16 protein-coding genes and 1 pseudogene are annotated in these 17,231 nt (G+C 62.3%); 10 read left to right on the forward strand and 7 right to left on the reverse strand.

Annotated features, from left to right (window positions below; genetic code table 11):
- The 7 genes and pseudogenes from AC1DKD_RS33005 to AC1DKD_RS33035 form a co-directional block, all read right to left on the reverse strand.
- Nucleotides 1–226 (reverse strand): annotated as a pseudogene (locus AC1DKD_RS33005) (hypothetical protein); the annotation flags it as partial.
- A 124-nt stretch (nucleotides 227–350) separates the two neighbouring features.
- Nucleotides 351–863: a DUF3304 domain-containing protein gene (locus AC1DKD_RS33010; protein WP_441631822.1), complete on the reverse strand. Its 513-nt coding sequence runs from the start codon at nucleotides 861–863 to the stop codon at nucleotides 351–353.
- Nucleotides 864–931: 68 nt separating this feature from the next.
- On the reverse strand, nucleotides 932–1,969 hold the full coding sequence (gene tssG / locus AC1DKD_RS33015; RefSeq protein ID WP_441631820.1) for a type VI secretion system baseplate subunit TssG: 1,038 nt from the start codon (nucleotides 1,967–1,969) through the stop codon (nucleotides 932–934).
- Between the two features lie 2 nt (nucleotides 1,970–1,971).
- A complete protein-coding gene (gene tssF / locus AC1DKD_RS33020; protein WP_441631818.1) occupies nucleotides 1,972–3,852 on the reverse strand; it encodes a type VI secretion system baseplate subunit TssF in 1,881 nt (626 codons plus the stop codon).
- A 4-nt stretch (nucleotides 3,853–3,856) separates the two neighbouring features.
- Entirely contained in the window at nucleotides 3,857–4,378 is a 522-nt protein-coding gene (tssE, locus tag AC1DKD_RS33025; RefSeq protein ID WP_441631816.1) for a type VI secretion system baseplate subunit TssE, read from the reverse strand.
- The gene (locus AC1DKD_RS33030) at nucleotides 4,371–5,198 is read right to left on the reverse strand and encodes a type VI secretion system accessory protein TagJ (RefSeq protein WP_441631814.1); all 828 of its coding nucleotides are present in this window, start codon (nucleotides 5,196–5,198) and stop codon (nucleotides 4,371–4,373) included. Before AC1DKD_RS33030 ends, tssE begins: the two co-directional genes overlap by 8 nt.
- A complete protein-coding gene (locus AC1DKD_RS33035; RefSeq protein ID WP_477144198.1) occupies nucleotides 5,185–5,994 on the reverse strand; it encodes a TagK domain-containing protein in 810 nt (269 codons plus the stop codon). The genes AC1DKD_RS33030 and AC1DKD_RS33035 overlap by 14 nt, the downstream gene beginning before the upstream one ends.
- Between AC1DKD_RS33035 and tssH the strand changes: the two genes are divergently transcribed.
- The 10 genes from tssH to AC1DKD_RS33085 all read left to right on the forward strand — a co-directional run.
- Nucleotides 5,878–8,553: a type VI secretion system ATPase TssH gene (gene tssH / locus AC1DKD_RS33040; RefSeq protein WP_477144202.1), complete on the forward strand. Its 2,676-nt coding sequence runs from the start codon at nucleotides 5,878–5,880 to the stop codon at nucleotides 8,551–8,553. The genes AC1DKD_RS33035 and tssH overlap by 117 nt on opposite strands.
- 39 nt (nucleotides 8,554–8,592) lie before the next feature.
- The gene (tssB, locus tag AC1DKD_RS33045; protein WP_477144199.1) at nucleotides 8,593–9,126 is read left to right on the forward strand and encodes a type VI secretion system contractile sheath small subunit; all 534 of its coding nucleotides are present in this window, start codon (nucleotides 8,593–8,595) and stop codon (nucleotides 9,124–9,126) included.
- 49 nt (nucleotides 9,127–9,175) lie between these two features.
- Nucleotides 9,176–10,669, forward strand: coding sequence for a type VI secretion system contractile sheath large subunit (tssC, locus tag AC1DKD_RS33050; protein ID WP_477144200.1), 1,494 nt, complete (start codon nucleotides 9,176–9,178; stop codon nucleotides 10,667–10,669).
- 126 nt (nucleotides 10,670–10,795) lie between these two features.
- A complete protein-coding gene (locus tag AC1DKD_RS33055) occupies nucleotides 10,796–11,281 on the forward strand; it encodes an Hcp family type VI secretion system effector (protein WP_441631804.1) in 486 nt (161 codons plus the stop codon).
- 124 nt (nucleotides 11,282–11,405) lie between these two features.
- Nucleotides 11,406–13,889 (forward strand): type VI secretion system Vgr family protein, encoded by a 2,484-nt coding sequence (locus tag AC1DKD_RS33060; RefSeq protein WP_441631802.1) that lies wholly within the window; start codon nucleotides 11,406–11,408, stop codon nucleotides 13,887–13,889.
- A 14-nt stretch (nucleotides 13,890–13,903) separates the two neighbouring features.
- Nucleotides 13,904–14,788: a DUF4123 domain-containing protein gene (locus AC1DKD_RS33065; protein ID WP_441631800.1), complete on the forward strand. Its 885-nt coding sequence runs from the start codon at nucleotides 13,904–13,906 to the stop codon at nucleotides 14,786–14,788.
- A gap of 91 nt (nucleotides 14,789–14,879) precedes the next feature.
- Entirely contained in the window at nucleotides 14,880–15,338 is a 459-nt protein-coding gene (yiaA, locus tag AC1DKD_RS33070; protein ID WP_441631798.1) for an inner membrane protein YiaA, read from the forward strand.
- 138 nt (nucleotides 15,339–15,476) lie between these two features.
- Nucleotides 15,477–15,932, forward strand: a complete 456-nt coding sequence (locus tag AC1DKD_RS33075; protein WP_441631796.1) for a DUF3304 domain-containing protein — start codon at nucleotides 15,477–15,479, stop codon at nucleotides 15,930–15,932.
- Nucleotides 15,929–16,663 carry a DUF3304 domain-containing protein gene (locus tag AC1DKD_RS33080; protein ID WP_441631794.1) on the forward strand — a complete coding sequence of 245 codons (735 nt, stop codon included), beginning with the start codon at nucleotides 15,929–15,931 and terminating at the stop codon, nucleotides 16,661–16,663. Before AC1DKD_RS33075 ends, AC1DKD_RS33080 begins: the two co-directional genes overlap by 4 nt.
- Before the next feature lie 181 nt (nucleotides 16,664–16,844).
- Nucleotides 16,845–17,231, forward strand: a 387-nt coding sequence (locus AC1DKD_RS33085; protein WP_477144201.1) for a DUF3304 domain-containing protein, incomplete at its 3' end; no start/stop codon positions are given.

A 17,231-nucleotide genomic window follows, 5' to 3' on the forward strand; every position in this document is an offset into this window, starting at 1 on the left:
CGCAACAGGAATACTTGCCCCCACCGCTTTCGGGAAATAGGCTGGGGCCACTCGCGCCGTTGACCGTAAACCAGAAGATGGCGCGATTCTCCATGTGGTCGTATCCTGTGACCTCCACCGGGATCATGTCGTCGGTACATCCGCCAAGCGGCAATAACAACAGCAGCACGGATGACAACAGCACCGCACGGAGCCTTGCACGGCCACACTTGCTTAGTAGATGCATGGATAGAACGCCTCGGAATTGGTAATGGAGATCCCCCGCAAAGCGTGGATTCGCCGCCTTTTTTCCCGGTCGGACAATGCCCGCCCACGTGTCAGGTCTGGATTCAGGGCAAACTCGATCGCTGTCATTTCTTGTGTTGATCCTCGTGGTAGTTTCGTGCCCAGTCCTCATTGAGGGTCCATGGGGCCCAGTCTTTCTGCGGCAAGGGATTGGCAGGATGGCCAAGGCTGTACCTGGACACGACGATCTTGACGCGATGTTCTGGGTAGAAATGCACCTGGACCGCGCCCCGGTTTTGCGCCGTATACTTAGGTATCGCTACCTCGGCTTCGCGAGGGCTGTCGTCACCGGAGCCATATTCCCAGCGGATCTTTGCTTTCATSCCRGGTCGCCAGCGTTTAGGGATTTCAATGCAGCAGTTGAAGCTGCCACCACCGCCACCCGGACCCAGATTCGGCCCACCCGCGCCGTTGACGGTGAAGCTGACGATGGCGCGCTTGTCCATGTGGTTGTATCCCGTTACCTCCACCGGGATCATGTCGTCGGTACAGCCGCCGAGCCGCAACAACAAGAACAGCACTGACGACAACAGCACCGCACGGAGGCTCGCACGGCCACACTTGCCTAGAAGACGCATGGATCGAACTCCTCGGAATTGGGAATGGCGATTTCGCGTGGAAGCCTTGCTGCTGCCAGCAAACATGATCAGTGCTTCGCATACTGCTCGGGCTCGAACACCATGCCCGTGATGGCACGGGTGCGGTCCGGCTCACCCAGCCAGGTGGACCAGCCCAGGCCCTCTGCCGAGCCAAGAACGGCCGGTGGAGCGGAGTCCGGAATCACCTGAAGTTCGACCTCCCAGACGAACTCGTATCCGACGAACGAGCGCACCCATTCGATCAGCAACGGCAGATCTCGCCCGTTGGGCGTGAAATTCAGATACCGCTGCAGGCTGAGTGGCCCGATCACCAGACGGAACTTGTGCTGGCGGTCGGACACCTTCTCACCAAGCATGGCACCCTGTCCCATCACGCTGGGCGCGCCCGGGCGGCCGAGGTGGGAGTGTTCCGCCGGGTCGATGGCGATCCAGTGCAGCACGAATTCTTCGAGCCTGACCGGCACGCCGAAGAAATGCGCCAGCGTGGCGGCGATGCCATCCGGGTTGCGGGCTTCACGCACATGGTGCGCGCTGGCCGCCAGACGGGCATGGGAGGGGAGGGGGCCGGCGATTTCGCCGGCTTCGCTGCCTGCAAGCCATCCGATGTAGCGGGAGAACACCTCATCATCCCGGCGATCCAGCCCCGCCGCGGATTGCCCGTGTGCCCATGCCTGGTAGAACTGGGTGAGCGCGCGGTGGTGGAACAGGTCAAGGAAATCGGCGGTGGTCCTGTCCCGGTGCGCCTCGCTGCGCTCGCGGACGATTTCCGTGAAGTGGATCGGCAGGGCGCCGTTCGGCCCCAGCATGCCCAGACCGAACAACTGAATCTTGAGCCCGGTTGGCGTTTGCTGGAGCTGGGCGATCTCGCGCGGCGCAAAGGTGAGGGAGGCTTGCTGGCCGATCCGGAAATGTTCGTCGCCTGGCCGCTGCGCTTGTCCGATCGGCGGCAAGTCCGGGCGATGGGCGGCCAACTGGCGCAGCAGTCCAAGGAAGCTCAGCTTCCACGGCGCCTGACCAGCATACTGCGCGGGTGGTGCAAGTGCGCTGGCTGGTGGCGGCGCATTGTCATCGATTCCCCGATACATGGCTATACCGCGCTACGGGTGCCCATACGGGCCGGCCAGCGATGAACCAGACCACGCTGGATTGAGGTCATCTCGGTTTCCGTGAAGGAATTTACCGACACATGACGAGCGAGAAAATGTTCCAGGACGACACCGAACAGGTAGGGGCTGATGCCAGAGAAGCCGGTTTCGTCAACCGTCAACTGGCACTGAATGCCGCGTCCGTAGATGATCGGCCCGTTGTCCGGAAGCCGGCGCGTGACCGGCCTGACTTTGGAGCCGATCAGGCTGTCAACCTGACGTTGTTGTGCTGTGTTCTCGCTTGCCACGAACAGACGCAACATGTCCCGCAGGCCCTGGCCGCCTTGGCGATGGTCAAGATCGGTCAACGACAGATAGTTGAACCCGAGTTGCCGGATCAGGCGCCAGGCCATCTCTCCCTCGGCGAACGGCGCACGCGGTGCGGAAGGGGGGCGGATGAGGCCGACGCTGGCGACGGGCACGGAATCGGGTGCTTGCAGGTCCTTTCGGCCATTACGGGGCACCAGGTTGGAAAGGTCGCGGTTGGTGACCAGTGCCTCGACGGACAGGTGCCGCAGGACGTCGGGATAGGGGGCTTCGTTCTGATCCACCAGTGAAAGGAACACTTCGCTACCGGTGTAGGCGGTACGGGTACCGTACTTGCGCGCATGGGTGGACAGCACCCGCCGCTCCCGCCGCATGGAGAAGTAGCGGCCGTGATTTCCTTCGTCGCCGTTGAGGGTGGCGAAGAGGGGGCGAAAGTCGATAGCCTCGCTGTGCTCCGCTTTCTGGCCGAAGATCTTCTGGACCGAGTAGATCTCGAAGTCCAGGGGCGACGTGCGATCCGGCACCATGTGAAACTCGGTTCGTCCCGGGTGAATCTCGATGCGGTCGGTCCGCTTCGGGAAGAGATTCACCACGGGCGCGCAGTACAGTGCAAACTGGCCCGCATCGACGTGGGCGGCCGGATTGCCCGGCGGCTTCGAAAGCAGCAGGACAATTTCGGCTTCCGCGCCATCGATCCTGGCGAGCCCGGGCGCCAGGCCGTTGAGTCTGAAGAAGTAGAAACGCTGAGGACACGCGAAGTACTCATGCACGAGGTTGTGCCCGTGGAATTTGTTCCACGCAAGCGGCAGGGCACTTTCTCCGGGGGCGAACCCAAGCAAGGAAACAGCATCCTTGCTGACTGCGGAGGGCTTGTTGCCCATATCCCCGGGTTGACCGATCAGGGAGACGGTGCCGGCGCTATGCACGAGTTCCAGCAGATGGCTGGCGATGTGTTCATCGCCACGAAGGTAGACGGCCAGTGAGTCTACCGACGGAAGCTGGGCAAAGGTCGTGTCACGGTTGATGCGCAGCCGCAGGCGCAAGGCGCCCTGCACGGTGACGTGCGCGGGCACGTAGCGCTCCAGGCCCGGGATGTCGGGCGGGATGCCGGTGAGCCTTGCCTCGACTATCTCGAATGGCCAGAGTTGCACATCCTGCGTGGTGCGGAACTCGCACGCCGTCGACTCGCCATCTGGAATGCCCGCCTTGAGGGTTGTCCCGCGGGGAACCACGACGCCACGGGCAAAGTCTCCTTCTTTCTCACTGGGGTGGAACTGGGCGACCGCGATTGCCGGCGTGGGCGCCACATAGTTGGGATAGACAACTTCCAGCAGGCGTTGCGTGAAACGGGGAAACTCCGCATCCAGCTTGATCTGGGTTCGCGCGGACAGGAAGCAAAAGGCTTCGATCAAACGCTCGACATAGGGATCGGCCACCTCGTGTCCGTGCATGCCCAGCCGTTTCGCAACCTTGGGGTGCTGGCTGGCGAATTCACCAGCCAGCTCGCGCATGTAGACGAGCTCCTGGTTGTAGTACTCAAGAAGTTGCGGGTCCATGGTGTCAGGTGGCGTGGATGGATTTGACGCTGATCCGGCTGGTTTCCAGATCGAGTGAACTCTGCGCGGTGAACGCCATTGGATAGGGATCCATGTGGATCAGCCCGCGGATCTCGAAGAGCAGGACGTTGTAGCGGTGTGGCGCATCCTCCTTCTCCAGCGGCGCTACTGCCAAGGTGCCTGGAATGAGCCGTGGTTCGAAATCAAGGATGGCGCGCTTGATGATGTCGACGATGTCGCTCCACTTGTGCTCGGACAGGTAGGTGCCCGCTACGGCAGGAACCCCGTAGTTGAGCGTTGAACTTGCCACGGCCCGATAGCGATTGCGATCCATCTCATCTTCGCGATTGGTCGTGTTGAGCAGATAGGTCAGGTCGCGCTGGACGATCTCGCGCATCTGAGCGCGCGTGAAGGTGTACTCGTCGGCGCGTTCCGTTTGCCGATGCGGGGCTTCGTCGCGCAGACGATCAAACAAAGTCGGCAGCAGGTGCGCATGTGGGCGGCGCGGTGCGCGGCGGTCAGTCATGGATGCCACCAAGAGTCAGCATGGCAGTCTCCAGCAGAGGGACGTCGCCGGCGTCGGTCATCCAGGTTTTTTGACCAAGGCCCATCACCCCGGTCTCGCCAGCTTCGCTCCAGGTGGTTTCTCGCGCCATGCGAATGGCGTCGCGGCCAAGCTCTGAATCCGGATACCGAACCGGGATGAAGCCGCGTGCGATGGACCCGTCGACGAGGGTCACGGTGGCCGGTCGCCATAGCAGATCCAGCAGCCCCGCTGGGGCGCGCATGTGCAACGTCCGCATCTGCGAAAACGGCAGCCAGGTGTAGCGGCCGGCGACGACTAGTTCGCAGGTGGGGCCTAAGCGAGTGTCGGTGTCGGTGATCCATGCGAAAGGTTGCCCGTCATGGCTCCCAGGCGTGTCCGACACATCGGAGAACGCGAGATTCCGGTTGCGGTCCGCGCCGGAAATATCGCAGGCCTCGGCCAGGGCAAGCGCCACGTGTAGCCGCTCGAGCCACCCGGGCGCAGGCAGCAAGTAAGCGGGTTCGCGCGCTCCCGAGAAGACCGCCTTGCGGAACGCTTCCATCCGGACCAGGTCGCGATAAGCGTGCGCGGTCTGTGCGAAGTCCGGTGCCAACTGGGCGGCAACCTGCAACTGCCTGAGCGCGCGCGGCCAGTCACCGACCACGCACAGCCATTGGAAGAGGCCCCACCTCGCGTCGAAGCTGCCGGGCTGCTTGCGCACGCCAGCCTCTGTTGCGGCCAGCGCGTCCGCGATGGATCCGGCCTCGCCGAGAACGCTACCGATGGCACCGAAGGCACGCGTCGTGTTATTGGCCGCCATGACCGCGCTCTCCGGCAGGTGAAGTTTGTGGCGATGCGGGTGCCGGACGATAGGCGCTATCCATCGAGACAAGGTGATGTTCGCGCCGGGTCAACTCGGCGGTGACGTCGCGGCGCCGCGTCGGCACGATATTTCCCGCGAACAGCCACAGCACGTCATTCGATGCGGATGCCGCGGGGAGTTCCAATGCCTCAAGGTTGCCAAGCGGGCCGATGAGTGCGTCGATCGGTAGCCGGCCGGCAAGCCCATGCAGGAGCGACGAGTCTGCCCTGGCATCTGCGGCCAGGGCATCGAGCGGCTGCTCGACTGCAATGGCAGGCGCGGACCTGCTTGTGAGGCACTGGCTGAACGGGCTCACGTAATTCGGATCGCGCAGGGCCGCCTCACCTTCCTGCACCAATGCGTCGAGCACATCATCGCGCTTCGCGCCCGCTGCCGGCGCGGGCTCTGGTTCGATGCAGGCGGGACGAAGCATGGCGAACGGGTCGGGCACCGAGGTCGGAGGCGTCACCTCAGCGGCCTGCCGTGGCCACACTTCGCCCATGGTGTCACCGATGCCCGACCGGAACGTTCTCGACGGCGACAGGTTCAAGAGCTTTTCCAGCTCGTCCATTGCATTCAAATGGACATCTCGCGTCAGGCGCTGTTCGGCCGACTCAATCCCACCCTGTTCCAGGCAATCGAAAGCGCCACTGCCTTTTGCAAGCTGCGCGGCAACCCATATGTGGAACTCGCGCACTGGCTGCATCAGCTGTTGCAGGCGCCTGATGRCGACCTTCAACGGATCCTGCGGCATGCGGGCGCCGACTTGGCCGCACTGGAAGCAGACATGGCCCGGGCGTTGGCGGCGCTGCCGGCTGGCGCCACGTCGATCAGCGACTTCGCGTTCCAGATTGAATCCGCGATCGAGCGAGCCTGGGTGTACGCGACGCTCGCTTTTGCCGATGACCGGGTGCGTGGCGCCTACTTGCTGACTGCGCTGCTCAAGACGCCCGAATTGCGCCGCACGGTCCTGGGGATATCCAGCCAGTTCGCACGCGTGCACGCTGACGGCCTGGTTGAGTCGGTCCCGGCACTGGTCGCGCAGTCGCCGGAGAGCAGGGAAGCTGCCTACGACGATTGCGGGCTGGCACCGGCCACCCCGGGTGAGGCCAGTGGCGCGATGGCGCCCGCGGGCTCGGGCAAATCCGCGTTGGGCCAATACTGCCGGGACATGACCGAGGAGGCTCGCGCTGGCCGACTTGACCCCGTGATCGGGCGCGAGCACGAGATTCGAACCATGACGGATATCCTGCTGCGCCGCCGCCAGAACAATCCATTGCTGACCGGCGAGGCTGGGGTTGGCAAGACCGCCGTCATCGAGGGGTTGGCGCAGGCGATTGCAGCAGGCGAGGTGCCACCGAGCCTGAAAGACATCCGGCTGCTCTGTCTCGACGTGGGGGCGCTGCTGGCCGGTGCCAGCATGAAAGGCGAATTCGAGGCGCGCCTGAAAGGGGTGCTAGAGGAGGCCGCGAAGTCTGTCAAACCAGTGATTCTGTTTGTCGACGAAGTCCACACGCTGGTTGGCGCTGGCGGGCATGCCGGTACGGGGGACGCCGCCAACCTGCTCAAGCCCGCGCTGGCCCGCGGGGCATTGCGCACTATCGGTGCCACCACCTGGAGCGAGTACAAGCGCCATATCGAGAAGGACCCGGCGCTCACGCGCCGCTTCCAGGTTCTGCAGGTCATGGAACCGGAGGAGGCCAAGGCTGTCTCGATGGTGCGGGGGCTGGTCGACACCTTCGAGGCGCACCACCAGGTATGGATCCGCGACGAGGCCGTGCGTGCCGCCGTCAAATTGTCGCATCGCTACATTCCGTCCAGACAGTTGCCCGACAAGGCAATCAGCTTGCTCGATACGGCCTGCGCGCGCGTTGCTTTGTCGCTGCATGCGCCGCCGGCGGTCGTGGACCACCTGCGCCAGCAATTGGCCGCGGCCGAGACCGAGTGCGCGCTGCTTGCCAAGGAGGGCGGATTCGGCAAGCCGGACCTGCGCGCGACTGCTGGCGCGCAGGTCCGGCACGGCCAGATCAAGGCCGATCTGGCGGCGGCCGAGGCGCGCTGGGAAAAGGAGCGGACCCTGGCCGTGGAGCTGGTGACACGCAGGCAAGCACAGTTGCATGCCATCGCGCAAGGCCAGCAGGGCGCAGATGGGGAGCAACCCGGCGAGGCGCTGCCGCTGTCGGAGGCAGAGGCGTCCCTGCGGGCGGCGCAGGCAGGGACGCCGCTTGTCTACACCGAGGTGGATGAGGCTGTGGTAGCCGCGATCGTAGCGGATTGGACGGGCATTCCCGTGGGACGCATGGTCTCCGATGAGGTTGCCGCCGTGATGCAGTTGCCATGCACGCTCGGCGCCCGCGTCATTGGCCAGGACCATGCACTGGAGCAGCTCGGCGAGCGCGTCCAGACCGCCCGCGCGCAACTCACCGATCCCAACAAGCCGGTGGGCGTGTTCCTGCTGGTCGGCCCCTCGGGCGTTGGCAAGACAGAGACCGCGCTGGCGCTGGTGGACGCCCTTTATGGCGGCGAGCAGAACCTCATCACGATCAACCTCTCCGAGTTCCAGGAGGCACACACCGTATCAACCCTCAAGGGTGCGCCGCCGGGCTACGTCGGCTATGGCGAGGGGGGCGTATTGACCGAAGCGGTGCGCCGACGCCCTCACAGCGTGGTGCTGCTCGACGAGGTCGAGAAAGCTCACGCCGATGTGCACGAAGTCTTCTACCAGGTCTTCGACAAGGGCTACATGGAAGACGGGGAAGGGCGCCATATCGACTTCAAGAACACCATCTTGCTGCTGACCAGCAATGCGGGTTCCGATCTGCTGGCGAACCTCTGCGAAGACCCCGCGCTGATGCCCGAGCCGGCCGCCCTGCGGGACGCCCTGATGCCGGAACTTCGTAAAGTGTTTCCGGCGGCATTCCTGGGCCGGCTGGTGGTGGTGCCCTACCTCCCGCTCGCGGCCAGGAACCTCGGCCGGATTGTGCGGGTGCATCTGGATCGCGTGGTGGCACGCATGCACAACCAGCATGGCATCGCGCTCACCTATGGCAGTGCCGTGGTCGACGCCATTGTCGAACGATGCCCGGTTGGCGAGACCGGCGCGCGGCAGCTGATCGGCTTCATCGAGCAGGTCATCCAGCCGCAACTCGCGCGGCTGTGGCTGTCCGCCCTGTCGGAGAAACGCCCGTTGGCTGCCATCGACATCCGACTGCCCGGCAGCGGCAGCGGCTCGCCCGAGCTGACCTATCACGCCGAATACCGTCCGGGCCACGACCCTGTTGGGCCGGCGTATCCCAAAGCCGAAGCGGCCTAGAGCCGTGCGGCACGTCCTTGTAACCCGCTGGGGAGAACCATGTCTGTTGTGAACAGTTCGCAGAAATTTATCGCTCGCAATCGCGCGCCGCGTGTGCAGATCGAGTACGACGTCGAAGTCTATGGCTCGGAGAAGCGCATCGAGTTGCCCTTCGTGATGGGCGTGTTGGCCGACCTGTCGGGCAAGCCGGCCGAGCCGCTGCCGCCGGTAGCCGATCGCAAGTTCCTGGAGATCGATATCGACAACTTCGATGAACGGATGAAAGCCATGAAGCCTCGCATGGCCTTTGCCGTGCCCAATACGCTTTCCGGCGAAGGGCAACTCATGGTTGACATGACGTTCGAGAGCATCGAGGACTTCTCGCCGGCGGCTGTGGCCGGCAAGGTCGACGCCCTCCGGAAACTACTGGAAGCCCGCACGCAGCTCGCCAATCTGCAGACCTACATGGACGGCAAGTCGGGGGCGGAATCGCTGATCAATCAATTGCTGYAAGACCCGGCGCTGCTGCAGTCGCTTGCCAAGGCACCCAAGCCCGAGGCGAATCACGGCGACACCCTGGCGCCGCAGTCCTGACTGGCTCGGCTGCTTGCCTACCTGAACAACCTCATTAAGCAAGGATTCCATGGTTTCCGCCCAACAAAGACAACAACAGGCCGTCGCGACGGCTGAGCATTCGGATTTTGCGGCACTGATCAGCCGCGAGTTCTCTCCCAAGACCGACCAGGCACGCGAAGCGGTCGACCTGGCCGTCAAGACGCTGGCCGAACAGGCGCTGGCCAGCGCGTTCACGATGAGCGACGATGCTTACAAGAGCATCGAGGCCATCATCGGCGCCATCGACAAAAAGCTCTCGGAGCAAATCAATCTGATTTTGCACCACGAGAGCTTCCAGAAGCTGGAGTCTGCCTGGCGCGGCTTGCACCACCTAGTGTCAAACACGGAGACCGACGACAAGCTGCGCATCCGCGTGATGGACGTGTCGAAGGAGGAGTTGCGCCGCACTCTGCGCCGCTACAAGGGCATCGGCTGGGATCAGAGCCCATTCTTCAAGCGCGTCTATGAAGAGGAGTACGGCCAGCTCGGTGGCGAGCCGTACGGCTGCCTGGTCGCCGACTATTACTTTGACCACACGCCGCCCGACGTGGAACTGCTCGGGTCGCTGGCCAAGATCTCGGCCGCCGCCCATGCACCATTCATCGCCGGCGCCTCACCGTCCGTGCTGCAGATGGATTCATGGCAGGAACTGGCCAACCCGCGAGATCTGTCCAAGATCTTCCAGAACCTGGAGTATGCACCGTGGAACGGCCTGCGCAACTCGGAAGACGCGCGCTATGTGGGCCTGGCCATGCCGCGCTTCCTGTCGCGCCTGCCCTATGGCATCAAGACCAACCCGGTCGATGAATTCGATTTCGAGGAAGATACCGATGGCGCCAATCACCGCAAGTACGTGTGGAGCAACGCGGCCTATGCGATGGCGGTCAACATCAACCGCTCGTTCAAGCTCTATGGCTGGTGCACGCTGATCCGCGGCGTGGAAAGCGGCGGTGTCGTGGAAAACCTGCCGTGCCATACCTTCCCGACCGACGATGGCGGCCTCGACATGAAGTGCCCGACGGAGATCGCGATCTCCRATCGTCGCGAGGCCGAGCTGTCGAAGAATRGATTCATTTCCCTGGTGCACCGCAAGAACACCGACTATGCCGCCTTCATCGGCGCGCAGTCCATGCAGAAGCCGGCCGAATACTACGACGCCGACGCAACCGCCAATGCCAATTTGTCGGCTCGCCTGCCTTACCTGTTTGCCTGCTCGCGCTTCGCGCATTACCTGAAGTGCATCGTGCGCGACAAGATCGGTGCCTTCAAGGAGCGCGAGGATATGCAGCGCTGGCTTAACGAATGGATCATGAACTACGTGGACGCGGATCCGGCCAACTCCTCGCAGGAGACCAAGGCCCGCCGTCCGCTGGCCGCCGCCGAGGTGGTGGTCGAGGAAATGGAAGGCAACCCCGGCTACTACAGCGCCAAGTTCTTCCTGCGTCCGCACTTCCAGCTCGAAGGCCTGACGGTGTCGCTGCGCCTGGTGGCCCGCCTGCCGTCGGTCAAGGACGCGGCTTAAGGCTTACCCGCCAAATCCAAACCGAATCCCCACGGACTCTACCGAACGGGCCTGCGACCGGCAGGCTCGGGGGAGCCGCTGTGGTTTTTGTCTGAAGTACCTGTCTTAACGTGAAGGAGCTTTGCAATGGCACAGGACATTTTCCTGAAGATCAATGGCATCGACGGCGAGTCGCAGGACACGTCGCACAAGAATGAGGTCGAGGTACTGGCTTGGGAATGGAGCATCGAGCAGCAGTCCACCATGCACGCAGGCAGCGGCGGCGGTGCCGGCAAGGCGACCGTGTCGGATATGACCTTCGAGCACTTCATCGATCGCGCCTCGCCCAACCTGATGAAGTACTGCCTGACGGGCAAGCACATTAACGAGGCCGTTCTGGTGGTGCGCAAGGCCGGTGGAAATCCGCTCGAGTATCTGAAGCTCACCATGACCGATGTGATCGTCACCTTGGTGAGTCCAAGGGGTTCGGTGGACGACGAAGTGCGCATGCGCGAGAAGGTGGCGTTGTCGTTCTCCAAGGTGAAGCAAGAGTATGTGGTGCAAAACGCCCAGGGCGGCAGCGGCGGTGCCGTGACCGCCGGCTATGACATCAAGGGCAACAAGGAAGCTTGACGGACTCCGTCCATCCGCTCACGGCACTGACGGATGGACGGCAACTTTCGTTTGTCACAGGCGATTGTTGTCACAGGCGATTCGTATTCAAAGCGGTTGTACCCGTTTCAACAGGAGAAAGAAGATGGTCTCGTCCCTCAGCATCCCCGGATTCGGCAGTCATCGTACCGTCACGGTCAAAGGACCCGGCCTTCCCGAGGTACTGGGGCAGCCGGCGCTGACAGTGGTGCGCGTCAGTGGCAGGGAAGCGCTTTGCGACCTCTTTGAATACGAACTGGAACTCAAGACGGCGGACGATCAGAACTTCGCCTTTGGGCCGGGCGCGAATCTCGACAAGGAGGCCCTTGAAGGCCGCGAGCTGACCATCGAGATCGAACTGGATGGCGCAGGCGCCGGTCTGGAGGGACGGCTCGGCGCTGGCAAGCGCGAGATCACCGGCCTGGTGACGCGCGTGTCTGGCCCGACGCCGGAGGGCCGCCACCTTGTCTATCGCTTCGTGCTGCGGCCGTGGCTCTGGCTTGCCACGCTGACCATGGACTACAAGACCTACCAGCAGAAGACCGTCATCGAAATACTCGATGAACTGCTGGCGGACTACAACTTTCCGGTCGAAAAGCGGCTCAGCCTGGTCCAGTATCCGCGGCGAGAGTACCAGGTCCAGTATGGCGAGACCGATTTCGAGTTCTTCCAGCGCATCACCGAGGAGTGGGGCATCGCTTGGTTCTTCGAGCATAGCGAGGGCCATCACCGTCTGATCCTGACCGACGGCAATGGTGCGTTCAGGAAATTCACGAGCAGCGCCTATCACACGATCAAATGGTATTCGAGTGCGGACCGCGTGGATGAAGAGCATATCTCGGATTTCACAGTCGTCGACCAGCTGGTGACTGGGAAATGGCGCTCCAACGACTATGACTTCGTCAAGCCAAGAGCAGACCTCACGGTAAAGACGCAGCAGCCCCGCGAGACGGGCCATCGCGACCAGGAGATGTATGAATGGCCCGGCGATCATGCGCAGCCCGCCACCGGAAATGACCCGTGGCAGGAAGGAGATGTGACCGCCCGCATGCGCATGGAGGAGTTGCGTCAGCATGGCCGTCTCGCCTATGGGAAGGGAAACTTGCGTGGTGTCGTTCCGGGCTGTACGTTCACGCTGGCTCGGCATCCCGAGCAGAAGGCAAACTGTGAATACCTGATCTTTGCGACGAAGCTGATGCTCGAGGAAGTCGCGGAGGAGAGCGGCCAGGGCCAGCGCTGGCGCTGCGCGGTGGAGTTCGAGGTGCAGCCGACCACGGAAACATTCCGCCCGGACCGGACGCAGCCAAAGCCCCGCACAACGGGGCCTCAAACGGCAACCGTTGTCGGGCCGGAATCTCAGGAAGTGTGGACGGATCAGTACGGTCGCGTGAAAATCCAGCTGCATTGGGATATGTACGGCAAACGCAACGAGCACAGCTCTTGCTGGGTGCGCGTCGCGTCGTCATGGCACGGCGATCAGTACGGCGCCATCCACATTCCCCGTATCGGACAGGAGGTCATCGTCGACTTCCTGCACGGCGATCCGGATCTGCCGATCATCGTGGGGCGGGTTCCGAACCAGCTCAATATGCCGCCCTGGAACTTGCCGGGCCAGCACGCGCTGTCTGGATTCCGCTCCAAGGAAATCGGCGGTGGCCGGCACAACCACCTGGTGATGGACGACACGCAGGGCGAGATTCAATCGCAGCTGTCGTCGGACCACTTGCTGTCGCAGCTCAATGTTGGCCACATTACCCGCATTCCCGATGCGGGAGGCAGAAAAGACAAGCGCGGCGAGGGCGCCGAGCTTCGCACCGACGGCCACATGGCCTTGCGTTCCGCCAAGGGCGCCTTGCTCAGCACCGAAGCACGCATGAATGCCCGCAGCCACGCCATGGATATGCGCGAGACGATAGCCCGCCTCAAAGGCGCGCTGGAGATCGCCCAGGCCCTCGAGGAAGCGTCGGCGAACTCCCAGGCGCAGCACGAAGAGCAGAAGGACGTCGCCAGGACGATCGCGCAGCAGAACGATGCCATCAAGGGATCCGGGGAGGCACTCGGGGAACTGACGTCTCCCCACGTTGTGGTGTCGAGCGCCGCCGGCATCGCGGCCACCGCTGAAGAAAGCACGCATCTGCACAGCAAGCTCCACACATCGCTGACAACGGGCGAGCACATGTCCCTCAACGTCGGGAAGAGCTTTCTCGCCAGCGTCAGGGAGCTGGTCTCCATCTGTGCCCACAAGTTCGGCATCAAGCTGTTCGCGAGCCGTGGCCCCATTGAAATTCAGGCCCAGAACGACACGATGGGACTGCTTGCGAAGCTTGGCATCAGCATCATCAGCACCGAGGACAGCATTCGCGTCATTGCAAAGAAGCAGTTGCTGATCGGTGGCGGCGGCAGCTTTACCCAGTACGAGGCCGCCGGCATCACGCACCTGACCGAGGGGAAATACGTCGCGCACGCCGCGCACCACTCCTGGCCGGAAGAGCAGAGCTTGCCGATGCAGATGCCGGTCACACCGAAGCCGTTCTGCATCGAGTGCTTCATCAAGGCACTTAAGTCGGGCAGTGCGCTCGCTGCGGTCTAGGGAGGGATGGATACATGTATTTCGCGGTTGATCCACTGAACCTCGCCGAGGTCTCCACCAGGCTGATCGAGCTGGTTTCGGCAAATCCCAAGGCAAACTGGACTGCGGTCGTTGATGGTGCGTTCGATCACGATGGCGGCCGGCGCGATTACCCCGGCTCGCCAGAAGCGTTGTATGCCTGCGACGAGCTGGACGCCATGCTCGAGGTTTCCCCACTTCTTATCCCGCTGATCGTGGAGCGCGCCGAGGTGTTGAGGGAGCAGATTCTTGGCCTCGCACGGCATTGCGCCGGGCGGCCAATGTTCAGCATTGTGGCCTCATCCAGGAATGCCGCCGAACTCAAGCCGAATTGGCAGAAGTGCGCGCGCGTCTCGACCGAGGATGGGCAGAAGCTGCTGCTGCGCTTTGCCGACACGCGGGTGCTGCCGATGCTTCCGGAGGTCCTCCGTCAGGAGTCCTGGGCGGCGTTGACCCATGAGCTAAGCGAATGGTGGTACGTCGATCGCGCAGGACAGCTCGAGCAGGCTCCGGTCGCGGATGCCATTGCCGCGCCTGTCTTTCCGCTCGCGCTCGGGCGGCGGGAGTTCAACAAGCTGCTAGAGCGAGGCGTACCTGATTCGGTCATCGACGCCATGTTCCGGCAGTTGCCGGGGATCTTGCCGGCAACGGCGAAGGCGGGATTCTTCGAGAAGATCAAGGCGGTGTGCGAGTTTGCACGCGCCCAGGAGATTGACGCGTTTCCGGACATCCTTGCGCTGGGGATTTTTGACACACAGACCGACCACAAGGGCCTGACGAACCCGAAGCTCCTCCGACTCATCGCGGAGCGGGGCTGGGCGCGTGGGGAACTCGCCGCAGCCATCGAGGCAGTCAATGCGGTCAATGCGTTCAAGGCGTGAAGATGTTCAAGCTAGCGATGGCACCCCATTACGTTGTAGCACTTGCCTGTGCGGCATCCATCGGTATCGCCAACCCATTTACACACGTGAAATGAAAAACACTACCCAACAGCCTTCGTTTGCCTTCGTTGCGTCCTCATGGGCCGCCTTGCTAGCAGGATTTCTCGCATTCCTTGTTGGATTGTTCAACGCGGAAATGCAGCTGAACGAGCGCGGCTACTACTTTACGGTGCTTGTCTACGGACTGTTTGCCGCCGTCTCCGTGCAAAAGAGCGTACGAGACAAGCTCGAGGGCATTCCCGTAACGGCGATCTACTACGGCCTGAGCTGGGTGTCAGTGCTGCTGGCTGTCCTCTTGCTGTGTGTCGGGCTATTCAACGCCAACTTGGCGTTGAGCGAAAAGGGCTTCTATGGCATGTCGTTCGCCCTGGCGCTCTTCGGGGCGATTGCCGTGCAGAAGAACACGCGCGACATCCAGGCGGCCATGCCGCACATCATCGAGAGCGATCTGGTGCGGCTCCCGGAGGAAAACCCAGGGAATGACCGATAGGTACGAAGTTGTTCTCGACGGTCGCCAAGCCGTCACACGGAGACGGTCCTTACTGGCGCACGCATGCCAATGCGGTGCCTGAAGGTGCTGGAATCGTAGCAACGTACGTTGCCAGTTACGCCCGAGATCGGAGCTCGCATGAACATCAGATGGAAACAGATTTCCGTTCGTCTATCACCGCTAGCTGTCGTGCTGTGCGCCGCGTGTTCCATGGCAAATCGGGCTGCCGCTATGGACTTGGTGGGCTACAACTATACGGATCAGTATGTCGCTGCATATAGTGTCAATGGCTATCCCGGCCCGAATATCTATCCGCACAGCGGCGGCGGCAAGTTTGTCTGTTGCATTTCGGTACCAGGGGAATGGCAGCCGGGCATGACGGTCACGGTGAAGTGGACGGAAGACCGTAACGCCAACCCGATCCCGTGGAAGACGCGGGTGGTGGATGTGCCTCCCTATACGGCCAAGGATCGTGGTCATCTCGCCGTGCACTTCTTTCCCAACGATGAGGTCACGGTGCTGGTTACAACGAAAGCACCTGGGCACCCTGACTATCCCTACCATTTCTATCCCAGCGAAGGTGTCCGGAAATGACCGCGCCATCCCCTGAGATATTCCCAACTGGCGGCCTGCGCGCGCTGCCGCCACGCGAGGCGATGCGGTGCATCGCGGTGCTGTCCCGCACATTGCTCAATGACAAAGCGGCCGCCTGTGCCGAACGGGAAAATGTGGGTGTCGTCTTCGACGGCGCTGGCAACCATCAGCAGGAGGGCTACGAGGCTATTGGCGCCAGCGGACAGGTCAAGGTGGTGCGGGGCAGGGTACGCCCTAGGCTGCCGAAGTCAAGCTCAACCCAACATAGGAGCGTGTCGATGGGAACCCGAATGCAGTCTGTTCTCTGCCGCCTTGCTGTGTCCCTGGCAATGCTGGGCACAGCCTGCGCTGTCAGCAGCCCTGCTACCGCGATGGACCTGGTGGGCTACAACTACACGGATCAGTATGTCGCAGCATATAGCGTCAATGGCTCTGCAGGCGCCAACATCTACCCACATGCGGGCGGCGGCGGCTTCGTTTGCTGCATTTCTGTGCCTAGGGAATGGCAGTCGGGCATGACGGTCACGGTGAGGTGGACGGGAGACCGCAACGCCAACCCGATCCCATGGAAAACGCGTGTGGTGGAGGTGCCTCCCTATACGGCTAAGGATCGGGGTCATCTCGCGGTGCACTTCTTAGCCAACGATGAGGTCACGGTGCTGGTCACGACGAAGACTGCTGGTCACCCCGAGTATCCATATCCGTACCCCGACGAAGGTGTCAAGAAATGACCGCGCGATCCTCGGAGCTCTTTCCGACTCGCGGCCTGCACGCGCTTTCGCCGCGCGAGGCGATGCAGCGGGCGGCGGGGGCTAGCCAGCACTTTGCCTCAGGACAATGCCCCCGGGTAACTCAATGTGAGGGTCTTTTCCGATGGCACTGGGAATATATGCATCGACACGAGGAATAGCCATGAACTCCTGGCCTAGAAGAATCTACCGCAGTCTTTCACTGCTGCTTGCGGCGTTTGGCACGGCGTGCACAGCAACCAGTCACGCAATCGCCATGGATCTGGTGGGTTACAACTACACGGATCGGTATGTGGCTGCATATAGCGTCAACGGCTATCCGGGCGCAAATATCTACCCGCATGAGGGGGGCGGAAAATTTGTCTGTTGCATTTCTGTACCCGCTGAATGGCAACCCGGCATGACAGTCACGGTGAAATGGTCGGGGAAGCGAAACACCAACCCGATCCCCTGGAAAACGCGCATTGTTGACGTGCCTCCCTATACGTCCAAGGATCGAGGTCATCTCGCGGTGCACTTCTTCCCCAACGATGAGGTAAAGGTATTGGTC

The organism is Cupriavidus sp. 05T313, assembly GCF_056396665.1.